We start from the raw sequence: 17,950 nt of genomic DNA, 5'->3' as shown, positions 1-17,950 counted from the left end.
GGCGCGCCCGGTCAGTTCTTCAGTTTGTAGCCGGTGCGGAACATCCACGCGACCACCGCGAGCAGGATCGCGAGGAACAGCGAGGTCGCGGCAAGGCTGATGCCCACGTGCACGTCGGCCAGCCCGTAGAACGACCAGCGGAAGCCGCTGATCAGGTAGACGATCGGGTTGAACAGCGTGACGATGCGCCACGCGGGCGGCAGCATGTCGACCGAATAGAAGCTGCCGCCGAGGAACGTGAGCGGCGTGATGATCAGGAGCGGCACGAGCTGCAGCTTCTCGAAGCTGTCGGCCCAGATGCCGATCACGAAGCCGAACAGGCTGAACGTGATCGACGTCAGCACGAGGAACAGCACCATCCAGAACGGATGCAGGATGTGCAGCGGCACGAACAGGCCGGCCGTCGCGAGGATGATCAAGCCGAGCAGCAACGACTTCGACGCGGCCGCGCCCACGTACGCGATCACGATCTCCCAGTACGACACGGGCGCGGACAATATCTCGTAGATCGTGCCCGTGAAGCGCGGGAAGTAGATGCCGAACGACGCGTTCGAGATGCTCTGCGACAGCAGCGACAGCATCACGAGGCCCGGCACGATGAACGACCCGTAACCGATCCCGTTCACGTCGCTGATGCGTGAACCGATCGCGGAGCCGAACACGACGAAGTACAGCGACGTCGAGATCACCGGCGCGATGATGCTCTGCATCAGCGTGCGGCGAGTGCGGGCCATTTCGGCGCGGTAGATCGCGCGGATGCCGTGCCAATTCCAGTTCGCCATGTGCGTTACGCCCCTTGTGTGCCGTTGCGGCGGTTGTCGATCAGGCTGACGAAGATGTCCTCGAGCGAGCTCTGCGTCGTATGCAGGTCGCGAAAGCCGATGCCGGCCGCGCCGAGCGCGTTGATCAGCTTTGCGATGCTCGCGTCGTCGCGCTGCGAGTCGTACGTGTAGACGAGCGCGGCGCCGTCGTCCGCGCGTTCGAGCCCGAACGCGGCGAGTTCGTCCGGCACGGTCGCGAGCGGATGCTCGAGCTGCACGGTCAGCTGCTTCTTGCCGAGCTTGCGCATCAGCTCGCGCTTCTCTTCGACGAGCACGAGCTCGCCGCCGAGGATGATGCCGATCCGGTCGGCCATTTCCTCGGCTTCCTCGATGTAGTGCGTGGTCAGCAGGATCGTCACGCCGCTTTCGCGCAGCGAGTCGACCAGCTTCCACATGTCGCGGCGCAGCTCGACGTCGACGCCGGCCGTGGGCTCGTCGAGGAACAGGATGCGCGGTTCGTGCGACAGCGCCTTCGCGATCATCACGCGGCGCTTCATGCCGCCCGACAGCGTCATCAGCTTGTTGTCGCGCTTGTCCCACAGCGACAGCGCCTTCAGCGTCTTTTCGATGTAGGCCGGATCGGGCGCCTTGCCGAACAGCCCGCGGCTGAACGACACCGTCGCCCACACGGTTTCGAATGCGTCGGTCGTCAGCTCCTGCGGAACGAGGCCGATCATTTCGCGGGCCGCGCGATATTGATCGCGGATGTCGTGCCCGCCCACGGTCACGCGGCCTTCGGTCGGCGTGACGATGCCGCAGATCGAGCCGATCAGCGTGGTCTTGCCCGCGCCGTTCGGCCCGAGCAGCGCGAAGATCTCGCCCGGGCGGATGTCGAGGTTCACGTGCTTCAGCGCCTGGAAGCCGGACGCGTAAGTCTTGGAGAGGTCGGAGACGGAAAGGATCGGTTGCATGCTCACGGATGGCACGGCCGGTCGGCCCGACGCCGCGCGCCGCGCGTGCCCGGTGCCGCCGCGGCGAAGCGACGGGTGTCGGGTGCGGCATGGCGAACGGGCGTCATGTCGAACGGCGTTGTGGTGCGGGATCGCAGGACCGCCATATTAGCAATCGGAAGATGGAAATGCATTTCGATGCAAAGGATGTGCGATGCCCGTGCCGGATTTGCGGCCAATATGGGCATTACATTCAATAAAGTGATGCTTTATTCGAATCGGGCGAATAATGCGTGCCGTTTTCGGGCAACCGGCCGTCGATCGCGTCTGCGCGTGCCGGGAGGGCGGCTGGCGACTGTGCCGCCCGAGCGGCGCTGCGCCGTATCGGGACGGCGGGCGCCGCGCTCGCGATAATGCGTTCCTGTCACTTCCCGGAGCGAAGCGCATGTCTTTGATCGATTTCAGGTCCGTCGCGGCCGCGCAGGCCGTTGCATGGAAGTCCACGATCGTCGGCGAAGTCGGGCCGGCACGGATCAAGGTGCTGCGCATGGACGCGCAGCCGTACGAAGCGGAAGTGCATGACTACAACGAAGGGCTGCTGGTGCTCGAGGGCAGGCTGATGCTCGAGGTCGAAGGGGAGACGGTGATCGTGGAGGCCGGGCAGATGTATCTCGCGGTCGCAGGCACGCACCACGCGGTGCTGCCCGGCAACGCCGGCACACTCGCGATCATCGACGTGTAAGGTTGCGCCGCAGCATGCATGCGGGCCGCCGGAGGCCCGCGCGCCGGGGCTCGCGCGGGGCGACCGCCGACATTTCAAACGCGCGTTATACGGCTTGGGTATTTGTCTGAGCAAATAAATTGAAGGCTGTTTGAAAAAGTGTCAAAAACCGTGCTCGCACTAGGATCTCGCGGGCCGGCACGTTTGGAACTCTGCATCCATTTACTTGTGCGGATCGTCCGATCATAGTCTCGACAAACGTCGCATCACGATAACGAATCAAGCGTACGTACGGAGACCAATACATGAGACGCCTATCCGAGGGCCTGGCCGCACTGCCGATTCCGTGCTTTTCGCCGGATGCGGGCACGACGCGCATCGCACGCCAGCGTCATCGCAACGCGATGTCGCTGTAGCGGCCCACCACATTCCATTTCGATTTCCCGATGGCGCCGTGCCGCATGACGGCGGCGCCGGATAGCGCTCGCCTGCCGCAGCGATCCTGATCGCATTTGCATGGCCGGCAACGCGGCGCGCATTGCGCGCATCGTCATGCGCCGCGCGACGTCGCGGCGGCGCGATACCAACCGGCGGGCCACGCAGCCCGCTCGGGCGAGACCTGTCGTACCTCAAAAGGAGGGGTTGATGTTTTGCATTCCTGATTGGCGGAAGGCGATCCTGACGTGCGCCGTGCTGGCGCTGCCGTTCGTTGCCGGTTGCGGCGGCGGCGACGATCCGGGCCCGATCAACGTGCCGCAGTGCTCGGGCAGCGCATGCGGGCCGAGCGGCGCGGAAACGACGCCGCCCGTCGTGACCAAGCTGTGTCCGGATTCGCTCGACTACACGACGACCTACACGGGTGGCGCCGGCAGCGGCGAATACGTGAAGGTGAAGTTCGACACGACGAAGCTCACCTACCAGATGCAGTTCATCGAATCGTCGGTGCCGACGTCGGCGGGGCAGGTCAACGACACGCGCGCGGGCCTGACGATCAGCGGTGCATTCCATCATCCGACCAATCTGCCGACCGCCGAGCAGAACCGCTGCGCGTTCGTGCTCGACAGCGGCGCGACGAGCGACGGCGCGTATGCGGTGACGATCAATCGCGCGGACCCGCCGATGCTGTTCGTCGGCAACGGCGTGGTCGGCGGCGGGATTCCGGGCGCGACGATCGCGTTCGCCGGTCTCGAGCCGTTCCCCGGCATCGTGCTCGGCACCGTGCCGTCGCGCACTTTCGATTTCTATCCGTTCATCGGCTTCACAGATACCGAAACGGACTTCTCGAAGGTCGCCGGGAACTACAACGAACTCGGCATCCATCTGTCGCCGGTCGGTGGCAGCGCGCAGAGCAGCACGGGGGCGGTCGGCTGGCAGCCCGATGTCGTCAACTGGAACCAGACGTTCAATGCGGACGGCTCGTGCACCATCACGGCCGGCAGCGACTACTCGTGCCAGACCACCGGAACGCCGTGGGCGCTGCGCAAGAACGCGGACGGCTCGTCCGACAACGTGTTCGTGAGCCATCCGGTGGCGAGCGCCGGCGGCAGCCTCGTCTATCCGTTCGCGGGGCAGGGCTCGGCCATCGTCATCGTTGCGCCGAGCCAGGCGAAGGGCATCATGATCGTCGGCAAGCTGAACGGCGTGCTGGTGCCGGTGGTGATTCGCGTGGGCTACACGCATATCGACCCGAGCAACCTGCTGGCGTCGGTTGCCGACGCCGAGGTGGGCATCTCGATGCTGTCGCGGACCACGGCCGTCGCGGCCAATTCGTTGAAGGGCGGTTTCATCGGCGCAACGAGCGCATCCGCGTGCGGTATCGTGGCGCCCAGCACCGCGACGTTCGCGATCGCGACGGCGGGGCCGAGCTTCAACAACAACATCCCGCATCCGGATCTGCCCGGCACGTTCGACGGCACCTTCTTCCTGGCACAGGCCGGCAGCTGCAACGACGGCACCGCCGTGTCGACGATGGCGGCGAACTATACGTCGACGCTATTCCAGGGCGCCACCGCGGCGTTCATCGACCCGCAGACGTCGTCGGTCACGTCGCAGTTCGCGCTGGACTACACGCAGGCCACGCCCGGCAAGATCAAGGTCACGGCCTCGCAGGACTTCAACGCGAAGGGCGCGAACGGCAACGTGGCGATCTTCGGCAAGGGCGACACCGGCTGGCTCGTGACGGCCGGGAACATCTACGCGATGGTCGTCAATAACAGCAAGGTCAATCCGTTCTTCACGGTCGGCGCGTTCGTCCAGTAACGGCGTAGCGAACATGGAACACCGGCGGCGCACGCGTCGCCGCCGGCGAATCTAAATTCAAGAGGATTCCTATGAATGTGAAGCATTGGATGGCCGCGGCATCGCTCGCGCCCGTACTGGCCGCGTGCGGCGGCGACGGCGACCCGCCGCCCGCGCCGGTGGTCCGGCTGTGCCCGCAGACGATCGGCTATGACACCGTGTTCATCGGCGGGTCCGGCTCGGGCGAGCTCGTGAAGGTGCAGCTTGATACGACGAAGATGACGTACCGGATGACCTACCTCGCATCGCCGGTGCCGACGGCCACCGGCACCGTGCAACCGACGCGCGACACGGCGCCGGCCAACGTCGTCGACGGCACGCTGGCCGACGAAACCGGCCTGCCGACCGCCAAGCTGAACCAGTGCACGTTCAGGATGCAGAACGCGAGCCTCGACCCGAGCCGGCCGGCCCGCCTGTTCCTCGGCGAAGGTGTGCTGGGTGGCGCGATTCCCGGCGCGACGATCCAGTTCGACGGCGTGATCGGCGTCGGCAGGATTCCGAAGACGACGTTTCCGTACTACCCGTTCATCAGCTTCTCGTCGCTCGAAACCGATTTGTCGAAGATCGCCGGCACGTACAACCAGCTCGGTTACCACCAGGTGCCGTCGCAGAACTTCCAGCCGGTGGCGCTCGACCAGCAGGTGACGATCAACGCGGACGGCAGCTACGTCGAGACGGACAACTTCGGCAAGAAGAACGGCGGGCTGCCGCTCGCGTCGAGCGCGACCGTGAACCAGCCGTTCACGCTGCGCCCGGACGCACCGGCGTTCCAGTCGCTGAACTACCAGCCGCAGATTCCGCCGACGCTCGCCGCGCTCGATCCGTCGAAGGCCGGCAAGGGCATCCTGATCGTCGGCAAGCTGCGCAACCAGCTGGTGCCCGTCTTCATCCGCACGGGTGCCGCGAACGCTGACCTCACGCAGGGCCCGCCGAGCGCCGACGACGAATCGGGCATCTCGTTCCTGAGCCCGCAGTCGGCAATCGCCCAAGGCTCGCAGAACGGCGAGTACACGGGTGTCGACAGCGCGTTCAACTACCGCGCGACCGCGCTCGTCGGTGCACAGGCGACGTTGCTCGATCCGTTCAACGCGTCCCAAGCCGCGCTCACGCGCGCGCTGAATCTCGACTACACGCAGAAGGTGCCGGGCGTCGTGACGACCGTGCACTCGGACGCGGCATCGGGTCCGGCGACCGGCAAGTTCGTGTTTACGGGCGGCGTGTTCGGCTTCCTCGACATGGCCGATACGAGCAATCCGTACTTCACGGTCGGCGCGTTCGTGCAGTGACCGCGCGCGGATGGAGACACGGTCGCGTCGCGCAAGGCTGCGCGGCGCGCCGACAGAATGAGGGGGAGACTTCATGAAGAAGCTGATTGTCGCGGGTGTCGTCGCAGGCGCGTCGACGCTCGCATCGGCCCAGCAGGCGGGCGACAACGTCGCGACGCTGGGCTGGCTGCACATCATGCCGCAGGATTCGACCAACGGGCTGACGACGAATCTCGCGAGCATGCCGATCAACGGGCCGTTGCGGCTGCCCGGGTCGTTCACTTCGCCGGGCACGAGCCTGACGGTCAACAACGCCGATACGGTCGGCCTCACGCTCACGCACTTCTTCACCGACCATATCGCGGTGACGTCGGTGCTCGGCGTGCCGCCCGAGTTCACGTTGACCGGGCATGGCGTGATCCGGCCGCCGGGCCCGGCCGGCTCGCTCGGCAGCGTCAACATGGACAATCCGTCGAACCAGCCTGCCGTGAAGAACGCGCGGCAATGGAGCCCGACGATCATTCTGCAGTACTACTTCAATGCGCCGACCGCGAAGTTTCGCCCGTTCGTCGGGATCGGCGTGGCCTACAGCTGGTTCAGCAACATCGAACTGAACGGCAACTTCGCGAAGGACATCAACGAAAACCTCGGCAGCGTGCTCGCGGCCGGCGCCGGCAAGCCGGGGCCGACCTCGGTGGAGGGCAAGGCGTCGTCGTCGTTCACGCCGGTCTACAACGTCGGCGCGAGCTATGCGATCGACAAGCACTGGGGGCTGACGGCCACGCTCACGTACATGCCGCTGAAGACCTACTCGTCGCTCGTGATCAAGGCCGCGGACGGCTCGACGCTCGCGACCACGCGCACGCGCCTGAAGGCCGATCCGCTGATCACGTTCGTCGGGATTTCCTACAAGTTCTGAGCCGTCCGGCGTGCGTCGCGCGCCGGCGGTTTCCTGCGACCGAGCGGCCGGGCCGATCCGGCCGGGGCGTCGCGTTCCTGGCGGCATGCCGCCATTTGTGAAGAGAGAGGGGGCAGTTCAAATGAGCATTCGCAAAATCGTATCGCTTGTTGCTGCAGTGGCATTCACCGCGGCGTCGGCCGCGCCTGCTTTCGCCGTGACCGTGTCGCGTGCCGACGGGCAGGCCATGAACCCGAACGGGGAGCCGTTCTCCGCGACGGGCCTCACGGTCCTGGCCAAGGGGTCGATCAACGCGACCTGCAACGCGACGTTCAACGGCACGATCACTTCGACGGGCATCGTCAACATCACGTCGACGACGTTCACCGGCGCCGCGACGTGCGGCCTGATCAGCGGCAGCGCGACCAGCGCGGCGCCGTGGACGGGCCAGGCCGACAGCACGACGCAACTGTCGATCAACAACGCGAAGGTGACCGTTTCGCTGCTCGGCACCTGCGGACCGAGCAAGGTCGTGACGACGTGGAGCGATCCGAATTCGTCGCTGACGTTCAACAACGCGGTGTTGACGCCGGACTGCACGGTCAGCGGCACGGTCGCCACGTCGCCGAAGTTCCACGTGCAGTAAGCGTTGCATGGTCGGAACCGGACGCTCGCCAGGGACGAGGGCCGTGCAACGATGCGCGGCGGGCGATCCGGTTTCGCGATGCATTCGCGTCGTCGCGCGTATCGGCGTGACGACCGGCCGGCCGCCTGCGTCGCGATCCGATGCGGGCGGCCATGCAGCGGCCGGTGCGACGCACCGCGCCGCCTGCGACGACGGACACGGAACGATCGTTCCGATTTGCCAGAACCATTCCGGACCCCCCATGCTTACCGATCCAGCGAAGTATGGCGATGCCCGCGCTGCGACGCCCGACCGGCTGCGCACGGCCGCGTGGCTGCAGTACCTGATCGACTACCTGAACGATGCGGCGCGCGTGGCGACGGTCGACGCCGGCGCGACGGCCGCCACACCGACGCACGCGGCTCGAGTGCGTGCCGGCGCGAACCTGTCGCATGACGCGATCGCCGTCCTGCACGAGCTCGCGCCGTGGCTTGCAACGGACGGTGGCGGCTGCGCGTGCGACGCGACCGATGCGTGCACGCACGTTCCGGATGCGAGGCAGCTCGCGCACGCGGAGCGATGCTGCCCGGGATCGCGTGCGGCATTCGATGCGGCGCACGGCTTCATCGATGCGTGGGCCTTCGACGATCCGAACGACGGCTGGGCCGCGCTCGAGCGGATTGCCGGCGGCGTCGCGCCCGGCAGTGACGAAGTGGACGATGACGAAATGCGGGCGCGACTTGCGAGCGACGAAGGGCCGCCGCCTGCGAAGAACCTGAGAGAGCGACGCGCGGCCGTCGCGGCCGCCTGCGTGGAGCCGTCGGCCGGACCGGGGGCCGTGATCGACGCGATCGTGCTGCGCGTCTGCGGGCCGCGCGACGATGCCGCGCGCGTCGACGAGATGGCCGCGCTCGCGGTGTTCTGCGCGGAGCTTGCGGGCGGCAACGGGATTTCCTTCGCCGCGTACGGCGGTCGGCACAATCTGGTCGCACGGGCGATTCGCGAACGCCGCACCGATCTCGCGTCGGTGGACGGCCTGCTTGCGGCGGTGGCCGTGTGCCGGCTCGACCGGCTCGTCGGCGCGGGCAGTTTCTGGGCGTACTACCTGCTGGCTGGCATCGTGATCGCCGCGCCGGGCATGGTGCGCGCGTTCGCGCGTCGTTTTCATGGCGATGCATGGCAGGCGTGGCTCGATGACACGCTCGCGTGGCCGGCGATCGGCCGCTTCGGGAGGCAGGAGGATGTCGCGTTCGATCGGCTACGCGGCGCGATGAGCTTCACGTCGCAATCGAATCCGATCGTGCGCGCGAAACGCGTGCGGCCGAGGAGGGCGACCATCACGCGCTTCAGTACGGGCGGAGAGTGCGCCGAATGAAATGAAAAACGGCTCGCGGCGAAAGCGCCACGAGCCGTGCATGTTGCCGCTGCGCGCCGGAGAGGGCGCTCGCGCGGTTACGCCGTTTCCGGCTGCCGCACCGCCTTCGCGACATTGCGCGCCATCGAACCGTTCGCGACGAAGTAGGGCACGTCGACACGCGCCAACGGCTTGCGGCCGCGAATCTTGTCGGCGATCTTCTCGGCGATCATGATCGTCGGTGCGTTGAGGTTGCCGGTCGTGATGATCGGCATGATCGACGCATCGACCACACGCAGGCCTTCCAGCCCGTGCACACGGCCTTCTTCGTCGACCACGGCCATGTCGTCATAGCCCATCTTGCACGAGCACGACGGATGGAACGCGGTTTCCGCGCGGGCGCGCACGAACGCGTCGAGTTCCTTGTCGGTCTTGCAGTCGGCGCCCGGGTTCAGCTCGCGGCCGCGATACCGGTCGAGCGCGGGCTGCCGCATGATCTCGCGCGTCGCGCGGATCGCATCGCGGAACTCGCGCCAGTCGAGCGCTTCGGCCATGTAGTTGAACAGGATGCTCGGATGATCGTTCGGGTCGCGCGAGCGCAGTTTCACGCGGCCGCGGCTCGGCGAACGCATCGAGCCGACGTGCGCCTGGAAGCCGTGCATCTCGATCGCGTTCGAGCCGTTGTAGTTGATCGCGACGGGCAGGAAGTGATACTGGATGTTCGGCCACAGGTCGTCGTCGCGCGTGCGGATGAAGCCGCCCGCCTCGAAGTGGTTGCTCGCGCCGAGACCGGTGCCGTTCAGCATCCATTCGAGGCCGATCTTCGGCTGGTTCCACCACTTGAGCGCCGGATACAGCGACACCGGCTCCTTGCATTCGTACTGGATATACATCTCCAGGTGATCCTGCAGGTTCTGGCCAACGCCGGGCAGATCGAGCACGACCGGAATGTCGAGTTCCTTGAGCCACGCGCCGGGGCCGACGCCCGAGCGTTGCAGCAATTGCGGCGACGCGATCGCGCCGCTGCACACGAGCACTTCGCGGCGCGCATGTGCGGTCGCGCGCTCGGTGCCGCGCAGATACGTGACGCCCGATGCGCGCTTGCCGTCGAACAGGATGCGGTCGGCGAGCGCATGCGTGACGATCTCGAGGTTCGGCCGTGCCTTCGCCTGGTCGAGGTAGCCGCGCGCGGTGCTCGCGCGGCGGCCCTTCGGCGTGACGGTACGGTCCATCGGGCCGAAACCTTCCTGCTGGTAGCCGTTGAGGTCGTCGGTGCGCGGGTAGCCGGCCTGCACGCCCGCGTCGACCATCGCCTCGAACAGCGGGTTCACGCCCGGCTTGCTGGTCGTGACCGATACGGGGCCGTCGCCGCCGTGATAGTCGTTCGGGCCGACGTCGCGCGTCTCCGCCTTCTTGAAGTACGGCAGGCAGTCGAGATACGTCCAGTTCTCGAGGCCCTTGTGCGTCGCCCAGTTGTCGTAGTCGAGCGCGTTGCCGCGGATGTAGCACATCCCGTTGATCAGCGACGAGCCGCCGAGGCCCTTGCCGCGGCCGCATTCCATCCGGCGGTTGTCCATGTGCGGCTCGGGATCGGTCTCGTAGGCCCAGTTGTAGCGACGGCCCTGCAACGGATAGGCGAGTGCCGCCGGCATCTGCGTACGGAAGTCGAAGCGGTAGTCGGGGCCGCCCGCTTCGAGCAGCAGCACCGTGACGTTCGGATCTTCCGTCAGGCGCGTCGCGAGCACGTTGCCCGCGGAACCGGCGCCGCAGATGATGTAGTCGTATTCGCGTGTCGTCATGACGGGGTATCTCCTGTCGTTTTCAAAACACCGGGTTGTAGCGGCCGAGCTCGACCTGTACCGACTTGATGCGAGTGTAGTGCTCGAGCGTCGTGATGCCGTTCTCGCGTCCGACACCGGATTGCTTGTATCCGCCAACCGGCATCTCGGCCGGCGATTCGCCCCACGTGTTGATCCAGCAGATGCCGGCTTCGAGGCGATGGATCGTGCGGTGCGCGCGCGACAGGTTCTCGGTCACGACGCCGGCCGCGAGGCCGTAGTGCGTGTCGTTCGCGCGGGCGATCACTTCGCCCTCCGATTCGAAATCGAGGATGCTCATCACCGGCCCGAAAATCTCTTCGCGGACGATCTTCATGTCGTCGCGGCAGTCGCCGAACACGGTCGGCGCGACGTACTGACCGTTGGCGAAGTGGCCGTCGGTCAGGCGCGTGCCGCCCGCGAGCAGCTTCGCGCCCTCGGCCTTGCCGCTCTCGATGAAGCCGAGCACCTTGTCGAGCTGCGCGGCTGATACGAGCGGGCCGAAGTTGGTGTCGGCATCGGTCGGCTTGCCGACGCGAATGCGCTTCACGCGTTCGAGCACCTTCTGCGTGAACGCGTCCTTGACCGAGCGGTGCACGAACACGCGCGTGCCGTTGGTGCAGACCTGGCCCGAGCTGAAGAAGTTGGCGGTTACCGCGATGTCGGCGGCGCGGTCGAGGTCGGCATCGTCGAACACGATCAGCGGCGACTTGCCGCCGAGCTCCATCGTCACTTCCTTCAGCGACGATGCGCCGGCCAGCGACATCACCTTCTTGCCGGTCTCGACGCCGCCGGTGAACGACACCTTCGCGATGTCCGGATGGCCCGTCAGCAGCGCGCCGACCGAACCGTCGCCCTGCACGACGTTGAACACGCCGGCCGGCACGCCGGCTTCCGTATAGATTTCCGCGAGCTTCAGCGCGGTGAGCGGCGTGACTTCGCTCGGCTTGAACACCATCGCATTGCCGGCCGCGAGCGCGGGTGCCGTCTTCCAGCACGCGATCTGGATCGGGTAGTTCCATGCGCCGATGCCCGCGCACACGCCGAGCGGCTCGCGGCGCGTATAGACGAACGACTCGGCGCGCAGCGGCACCTGCAGCCCCTCGATCGCGGTCGCGAGGCCCGCGTAGTACTCGATCACGTCCGCGCCGGTGACGATGTCGACCGCGAGCGTCTCGCCGATCGGCTTGCCGGTGTCGCGCGTCTCGATCGCGGCGAGTTCGTCGTTGCGTTCGCGCAGCAGATCGACCGCGCGGCGCAGGATGCGCGAGCGCTGCATCGCGGTCATCGCGGCCCATTCGCGCTGGCCTTGCTGCGCCGAGGCGACCGCGCGGTCGACGTCGGCCGCGCTCGCCTGCTGCACTTGCGCGAGCAGTTCGCCGGTGGCGGGATCGAAGGTGTCGAAAGTCTTGCCGCTGGTGGCGTCGACGTAACCGCCGCCGATGTAGAGGCGCTGCAAACCGTATACGGACATGAGGATCTCCTTGAGGGGCGACTGCGTGACGCGTCAGTCCGACGCGAGCAGCAGGTCGATGTAATCGTGGGCGAGCTTCAGGGCAGCCCGGGTGTCGATCGGGCCGCCGGCGAGGGCGCCGCGCAGCCACAGGCCGTCGATCAGCGCGGCGAGGCCGCTGGCGGCTTCCCGCGCCTTCGCACGCGGCAGCGCCTTCGCGAATTCCGCGCACAGGTTCGAATGGAGGCGCCGGGTGTTCACGTGCTGCAGGCGCTTGAGCATCGCGTCGTGCATGCTCTGCGACCAGAACGCGAGCCAGGTCTTCATCACGGGGGCGCTGACCTGCGTGTCGTCGAAGTTCGCGGCGACGATCGCGCGCAGCCGCGAACGCGGGTCCTTGCGTGCCGCGACGCGGCGGCGCGTGGTGGCCGCCCACAGATCGCGCAGCACGTGGCGCATGGTGGCTTCGAGCAGGCCGTCCTTGTCGCCGAAGTAATGGCTGACGATGCCCGTCGAGATGTTCGCGCGCTGTGCGACCGATGCGAGCGTCGTGCCGGGCAGGCCGGCCTCGTCGATCGAGCGCAGCGTCGCGTCGATCAACTGCGCGCGACGAATCTCCCGCATTCCGACTTTCGGCATCGCGACTCCCTTTGCCCGGACGGGCCGTTCCTGGAAGCCGACAGCTTAGCGTTTTTTTATTGACCGTTCAATCAATAAAAAAACGGGGTCTGGAGATGACGGCGACGCCCGGGGCCGCGCTCGATGTCCGCTATCGCGATTGTGCAGGTGCGGAAAAACGAATTGAAAGGAGGTTAAATAATTTTAAGTTTGTTTAAAACATTCTCCGATAAAGCGGTGCAATGGTCGCGAGCATTTCCGGATTCGATTTATTACGCATCGAAAGAATGTGGATCTGTGTGAAATTTCCGGTGCTCCGAGAATCCCGGTTCCGCTTGCGGTCGTCAGTAATTTTCGGAGATTCGTTTCAAGCAATCGATTGAAACTAGATAAATCATTGAATATAAACGGAATACGCTGCGCTTTTGAATGTGTGACGACGGACTCGCAAACGATTGCCAGCGACCGAAAGTCGATTCCGCATACCATAAAAACGGCCAAAAATATTTGAATTGGAAGAATTCTCGGCGGAGTAGAGGGAATCGTTGGAATGACTTGAGTAAGTAATATTGCCCGTATTAGTATGGCGCCGCACCATCAGGAATTAATCGGCGCCGCGGATTTTTCCCGCGGTGCGTCGGCAATGGGCGCGGCGAATGATCGCGACAGGGCCGGCGCCCGCCATTGCGCACCTGCAGCATGCCGCGACGCCGAGACGCCGCATCCACCGGAGAACGACGATGCCGACCGAAAAACACGTGGTCCCGCTACCGAATGGTCTGAAGGTCTACGTCGAACGGAACGTGTTCGATCCGTCTTTCGACACGGCGATGCTCGTCAACGGCGCGCTCGCGACGACCGCGTCGTTCGGGCAGACCGTCCAGTATCTCGGCGAGCGGATGAACACGATCTGCTTCGACCTGCCGTATGCGGGGCAGTCGCGCCAGCACAACCCGGGCTGCTTCATCCTGACCAAGGACGACGAGGCCGCGATCCTCCAGTATCTGGTCGAACGCTTCGCACCGGCGTTCCTCGTATCGGTGTCGTGGGGCGGCGTCGCGTCGCTGTTCGCGCTCGCGCGCGGATGCCCGAGCGTGCGGCGCGCGGCGATCTGCTCGTTCTCGCCGTTCCTGAACGACGCGATGGTCGACTACGTGACGCGTGCCCGCGACCACATCGCGGCCGGCGAGAACCTGAAGGCCGCGCAGCTGCTGAACGATACGGTCGGCCGTTACTTGCCGCGCATCATGAAGCTGTACAACTACCGGTATCTGACGCGCCTGCCGCGCGACGAGCAGGATCAGGTCGCGTTCCATGTCGACCAGATCCTGGCACTGCAGCCGGAGCGCTACCTGAGCGAGTTTTCGAACATCGGTTGCGAGCTGCTGTTCGTGAACGGCGAGCGCGACGAATACACGACGCCGGCCGACGTCCGCCAGCTTGCCGCGCATGTGTCGCGCGCGCGCTTCGCGACGATTCCCGACGCCGGCCATTTCCTCGACATCGAAGGCCGCGCGCAGCGCGAATCCACGCGCGCGACGCTGCTCGACTTCTTCTGCGACACGCCGCCCGTCGCCACCGGCATCGCGCTCGGTGCCGCGCACGCGTGCGTGTCCGCGCCGATGGCGGCGCTGTCGTCATGACCCGGCACGTCGCGCGCCGGGCGCATCCACGCCGGGCACATCCGCGCGGGGCACATTCGAATTCTCTTCCACACGAGGCAGGCCAGCCGTGAATATCGTTCAGACCATCGCCATCGTCGTTCCCTGGGCCGCATGGCTCGTCTACTGGATCGCGACGTCGCAGGCCGTGAAGACGACCGTGCGCAAGGAGGCGTCGCGCTCGCGCACGCTGCAGTCGATTCCGCTGATCGTCGGCGGCGCGCTGATCATCCTGCCCGATCCGTCGTGGCAGGCACTCGTACCCGACTGGCAGCGCTTCGGCCTGCAGGCGCAATGCGGGCTCGCGGTGCTCGTCGCGGGGCTGCTGTTCTCCGTGTGGGCGCGGCTGCATCTCGGCACGAACTGGAGCGTGTCCGTCACGCTGAAGGAAAACCACGAACTCGTTCGTACCGGCCCGTACGGCCTCGTGCGCCATCCGATCTACACCGGCTGCCTGATCGCGCTGGCCGGCGCCGCGTTGATCGGCGGCGAATGGCGCGGTGCGCTCGGCGTCGCGCTCGTGTTCGCGTCGCTCGCGTACAAGGTGCGCGTCGAGGAAAGCTGGCTCACCGGCTATTTCGGGCAGGCGTATACGCAGTACCGCCGCGAAGTCGCGGCGCTGATCCCCGGCTTCTACTGACTCCCGCGAGGCGCGCGATGGCGAAGGTGATCGTGACCGCGATCGGCTCGGCGGGCGACGTGCATCCGCTGCTCGGCGTCGCGCGCGCGCTCGCGATGCGCGGCCACGACGTCGTGTTCTGCACGCATCCGCCGTTCGAGGCCGCCGTGCGCCGCTGCGGCTTCACGTTCGTGCCGGTCGGCACCGCGGCCGAGTACGAGGCCGCGATGGCGAACCCGGCGCTGTGGAATCCGCGCACGTCGTTCCGCACGCTGTGGCAGGTGATCGCGCCGGTGCTGCGTCCGCACTACGACACGCTGCGCGCGCTGACCGATCGCGACACCGTGCTGGTCGGCACGTTGTGGGCCTTTTCGGCGCGCTTCATGCAGGAATTGCACGGCACGCCGTACGTATCGGTGCAGGTGTCGCCGTCCACGCTGCTGTCCGCGCACGTGCCGCCGACGCATCCGCGCCTGACGATTCCGGCGCGCTGGCCGCTGCCGGTGAAGGCGGCGCTGATGACGCTGATCGAGCGACAGGTGCTCGACCGCGTGTGCGGGCCGGCGCTCGACGCGGTGCGTCGCGACCTCGGGCTCGCACCCGCGCGGCGCGTGCTCGGACGCTGGCTGCATTCGACGGACGGCGTGCTGTGCCTGTTTCCCGACTGGTTCGCCCCGGCACAGCGCGACTGGCCGGCGCGCGTTCTGCAAAGCGGCTTTCCGTTGTTCAACGACATCGCGACCGTCGACGAAGATCGTGCGCTCGATGCGTTTCTCTCGGCCGGCGAGCCGCCGGTGGTCTTCACCGCCGGGTCGACGCTGGTCGATCACGCCGCGTATGCGCGCGCGGTCGCGGGCGCGCTGCATGCCACCGGCGCGCGCGGCATCTTGCTGAGCCCGCACGATGTTGCTTCGGATGGCGAACGGCTTCTGGTGCGCCGCTTCGTGCCGATGCGCACGCTGCTGCCGCGTTGCCGCGCGCTCGTGCATCACGGCGGGATCGGCACGGCGGCACTCGCGTTCGAAGCGGGTATTCCGCAGGTCGTGACGCCGTTCGCTCACGATCAGTTCGACAACGCGCAGCGCGTCGCGGCAAGCGGCGCCGGCGTGCGCGTCGACGGTGCGATCGACGGCGTGCGTCTCGGTGCGGCGCTCGCGCGCGTGCTGGATGAACCGGAATTCTCCGTGCACGCGGAACGCACGCGTGCGCTGATCCACGCGGCACCGGACGGCTGCGAGACGGCTGCCGATTACATCGAGCGCTTCGCGCCGAGCCACGGGCGCGCAATCACGCCGCGCGGCGTCGCGATGGCGGGCGCATGAGCACGGCATCGCCGCTTCAGGACACGCCCGCCGCCTTCGACGCGAGCGAACCGACAGCCGTCGCGCGGCCGGTGCGCGGCGCGCGGCTCGCGCTGCTGACGTTCGCGCTGTCGCTCGCGACCTTCATCGAAGTGCTCGACTCGACCGTCACCAACGTCGCGGTCCCAGCTATCTCGGGCAGTCTCGGCGTCTCGAACAGCCAGGGCACGTGGGTGATCAGCTCGTATTCGGTCGCGGCCGCGATCGCCGTGCCGCTGACCGGCTGGCTCGCGCGGCGCGTCGGCGAGTTGCGGTTGTTCGTCGGCGCGGTGCTGCTGTTCACGCTGACGTCGCTGCTCTGCGGCCTCGCGCGCGACCTGCACGTGCTGGTGGTCTGCCGTGCGCTGCAGGGGCTGTGCTCGGGGCCGATGGTGCCGCTGTCGCAGACGATCCTGTTGCGCACGTTCCCGCCGGACAAGCGTACCGTCGCGCTCGCGCTGTGGGCGATGACGGTGCTGCTCGCGCCGATCTTCGGGCCGGTGGTCGGCGGCTGGATCGTCGACAGCTTCTCGTGGCCGTGGATCTTCCTGATCAATTTGCCGATCGGGCTGTTCTCGTTCGCGGTCTGCACCGCGATGCTGCGCCCCGATGCGCAGCGCGGCGCGGCCGGCCCGATCGACGTGCCGGGCATCGTGCTGCTCGTGATCGGCGTCGGTTCGCTGCAGGCGATGCTCGATCTCGGGCACGACAAGGGCTGGTTCGACTCGCCGCTGATCGTCACGCTCGCGGTGGTCGCGGCCCTCGCGATCGTGTCGCTGCTGATCTGGGAGGCGGGCGAAGCGCATCCGGTCGTCGACCTGAGCCTGTTTCGCGACCGTACGTTCTCGTTCTGCGTGTTGATCATCTCGCTCGGCATGATGAGCTTCTCGGTGGTGGGCGTCGTGTTTCCGCTATGGATGCAGGCGGTGATGGGCTACAACGCGTTTCACGCGGGGCTCGCCACCGCGTCGCTCGGCGTGCTCGCGCTGGTGTTCTCGATTCTCGTCGGTTTGCACGCGCATCGTTTCGACGCGCGCGTGCTCGCGACGTTCGGCTTCCTCGTGTTCGCGGCCGTGCTCGCATGGGACGCGCATTTCACGCTGAAGATGACGTTCGCGCAGATCGCCGCGCCCGGGCTGATCCAGGGAATCGGGCTGCCGTGCTTCTTCATTCCGCTGACCGCCGCGACGCTGTCGCGCATTCCGGACGACCGGCTCGCGGCCGCGTCGAGCCTGTCGAACTTCCTGCGCACGCTGTCCGCCGCATTCGGCACCGCGATGAGCGTGACACTGTGGGACAACCGCGCGACCTATCACTACGACGTCGTGTCGCAATCGGTCACGCACGCGTCGGCGAACACGCAGCGCTTCGTGCACACGCTCAACGCGATGGGCGTGGACGGTGTGCGCGAGCTGTCGACGCTGCACCAGGTCGTGATGCAGCAGGCGTACATGATGGCGACGGGCGACATGTTCTGGATGGCGAGCATGACGTGTCTCGTGCTCGCCGCGATGATGTGGCTCACGCGGCCGAAGCGCGGCGCGGCAGCGTCGTTCGGACATTGAGGAGA

General features: G+C 66.6%; 15 protein-coding genes. 10 read left to right on the top strand and 5 right to left on the bottom strand.

The window, feature by feature from the left end:
• Positions 1 to 11: 11 nt before the first annotated feature.
• Together WS51_RS08825 and WS51_RS08820 are read right to left on the bottom strand one after the other, a co-directional pair.
• The gene (locus WS51_RS08825) at positions 12 to 782 is read right to left on the bottom strand and encodes an ABC transporter permease (RefSeq protein ID WP_059452173.1); all 771 of its coding nucleotides are present in this window, start codon (positions 780 to 782) and stop codon (positions 12 to 14) included.
• A gap of 5 nt (positions 783 to 787) precedes the next feature.
• On the bottom strand, positions 788 to 1,732 hold the full coding sequence (locus tag WS51_RS08820; RefSeq protein WP_059978227.1) for an ABC transporter ATP-binding protein: 945 nt from the start codon (positions 1,730 to 1,732) through the stop codon (positions 788 to 790).
• A 424-nt stretch (positions 1,733 to 2,156) separates the two neighbouring features.
• Here WS51_RS08820 and WS51_RS08815 point away from each other — a divergent pair, with 424 nt between their 5' ends.
• The 6 genes from WS51_RS08815 (at position 2,157) to WS51_RS08790 (ending at position 8,893) form a co-directional block, all read left to right on the top strand.
• A complete protein-coding gene (locus WS51_RS08815; protein WP_069229170.1) occupies positions 2,157 to 2,453 on the top strand; it encodes a cupin domain-containing protein in 297 nt (98 codons plus the stop codon).
• Between the two features lie 624 nt (positions 2,454 to 3,077).
• Positions 3,078 to 4,691, top strand: a complete 1,614-nt coding sequence (locus WS51_RS08810; RefSeq protein WP_059452176.1) for a DUF2957 domain-containing protein — start codon at positions 3,078 to 3,080, stop codon at positions 4,689 to 4,691.
• 71 nt (positions 4,692 to 4,762) lie between these two features.
• Positions 4,763 to 6,016 carry a DUF2957 domain-containing protein gene (locus WS51_RS08805; protein ID WP_069228960.1) on the top strand — a complete coding sequence of 418 codons (1,254 nt, stop codon included), beginning with the start codon at positions 4,763 to 4,765 and terminating at the stop codon, positions 6,014 to 6,016.
• A gap of 73 nt (positions 6,017 to 6,089) precedes the next feature.
• Positions 6,090 to 6,914 (top strand): OmpW/AlkL family protein, encoded by an 825-nt coding sequence (locus WS51_RS08800; protein WP_059504240.1) that lies wholly within the window; start codon positions 6,090 to 6,092, stop codon positions 6,912 to 6,914.
• Positions 6,915 to 7,035: 121 nt separating this feature from the next.
• Positions 7,036 to 7,539 (top strand): hypothetical protein, encoded by a 504-nt coding sequence (locus WS51_RS08795; protein ID WP_059452179.1) that lies wholly within the window; start codon positions 7,036 to 7,038, stop codon positions 7,537 to 7,539.
• A gap of 241 nt (positions 7,540 to 7,780) precedes the next feature.
• Entirely contained in the window at positions 7,781 to 8,893 is a 1,113-nt protein-coding gene (locus WS51_RS08790) for a hypothetical protein (protein ID WP_069228959.1), read from the top strand.
• A gap of 77 nt (positions 8,894 to 8,970) precedes the next feature.
• On the opposite strand, the gene betA is transcribed toward WS51_RS08790, so the two are convergent.
• From betA to betI, 3 genes are read right to left on the bottom strand one after another with little or no spacing between them, the layout of a single operon-like run.
• Positions 8,971 to 10,671 (bottom strand): choline dehydrogenase, encoded by a 1,701-nt coding sequence (betA, locus tag WS51_RS08785; protein WP_059504234.1) that lies wholly within the window; start codon positions 10,669 to 10,671, stop codon positions 8,971 to 8,973.
• A 22-nt stretch (positions 10,672 to 10,693) separates the two neighbouring features.
• Positions 10,694 to 12,163, bottom strand: coding sequence for a betaine-aldehyde dehydrogenase (gene betB, locus WS51_RS08780; protein ID WP_069228958.1), 1,470 nt, complete (start codon positions 12,161 to 12,163; stop codon positions 10,694 to 10,696).
• Positions 12,164 to 12,196: 33 nt separating this feature from the next.
• Positions 12,197 to 12,781, bottom strand: coding sequence for a transcriptional regulator BetI (gene betI, locus WS51_RS08775; RefSeq protein ID WP_059466864.1), 585 nt, complete (start codon positions 12,779 to 12,781; stop codon positions 12,197 to 12,199).
• 719 nt (positions 12,782 to 13,500) lie between these two features.
• Between betI and WS51_RS08770 the strand changes: the two genes are divergently transcribed.
• The 4 genes from WS51_RS08770 (at position 13,501) to WS51_RS08755 (ending at position 17,945) form a co-directional block, all read left to right on the top strand.
• Positions 13,501 to 14,403: an alpha/beta fold hydrolase gene (locus WS51_RS08770; RefSeq protein ID WP_059544478.1), complete on the top strand. Its 903-nt coding sequence runs from the start codon at positions 13,501 to 13,503 to the stop codon at positions 14,401 to 14,403.
• 88 nt (positions 14,404 to 14,491) lie between these two features.
• Complete coding sequence (locus WS51_RS08765; RefSeq protein ID WP_059451771.1) at positions 14,492 to 15,061, top strand: methyltransferase family protein; 570 nt, start codon at positions 14,492 to 14,494, stop codon at positions 15,059 to 15,061.
• Between the two features lie 17 nt (positions 15,062 to 15,078).
• Complete coding sequence (locus WS51_RS08760; protein ID WP_069228957.1) at positions 15,079 to 16,362, top strand: glycosyltransferase; 1,284 nt, start codon at positions 15,079 to 15,081, stop codon at positions 16,360 to 16,362.
• Complete coding sequence (locus WS51_RS08755; RefSeq protein ID WP_069228956.1) at positions 16,359 to 17,945, top strand: DHA2 family efflux MFS transporter permease subunit; 1,587 nt, start codon at positions 16,359 to 16,361, stop codon at positions 17,943 to 17,945. The genes WS51_RS08760 and WS51_RS08755 overlap by 4 nt, the downstream gene beginning before the upstream one ends.
• The last annotated feature ends 5 nt before the right edge of the window (positions 17,946 to 17,950 follow it).

The sequence above is a fragment of the Burkholderia territorii genome (assembly GCF_001718335.1).
Taxonomy (GTDB): Bacteria; Pseudomonadota; Gammaproteobacteria; order Burkholderiales; family Burkholderiaceae; genus Burkholderia; species Burkholderia territorii.
Note: the sequence above shows the minus strand (reverse complement) of the source record. Positions and strands in the feature narration are given on the sequence as shown.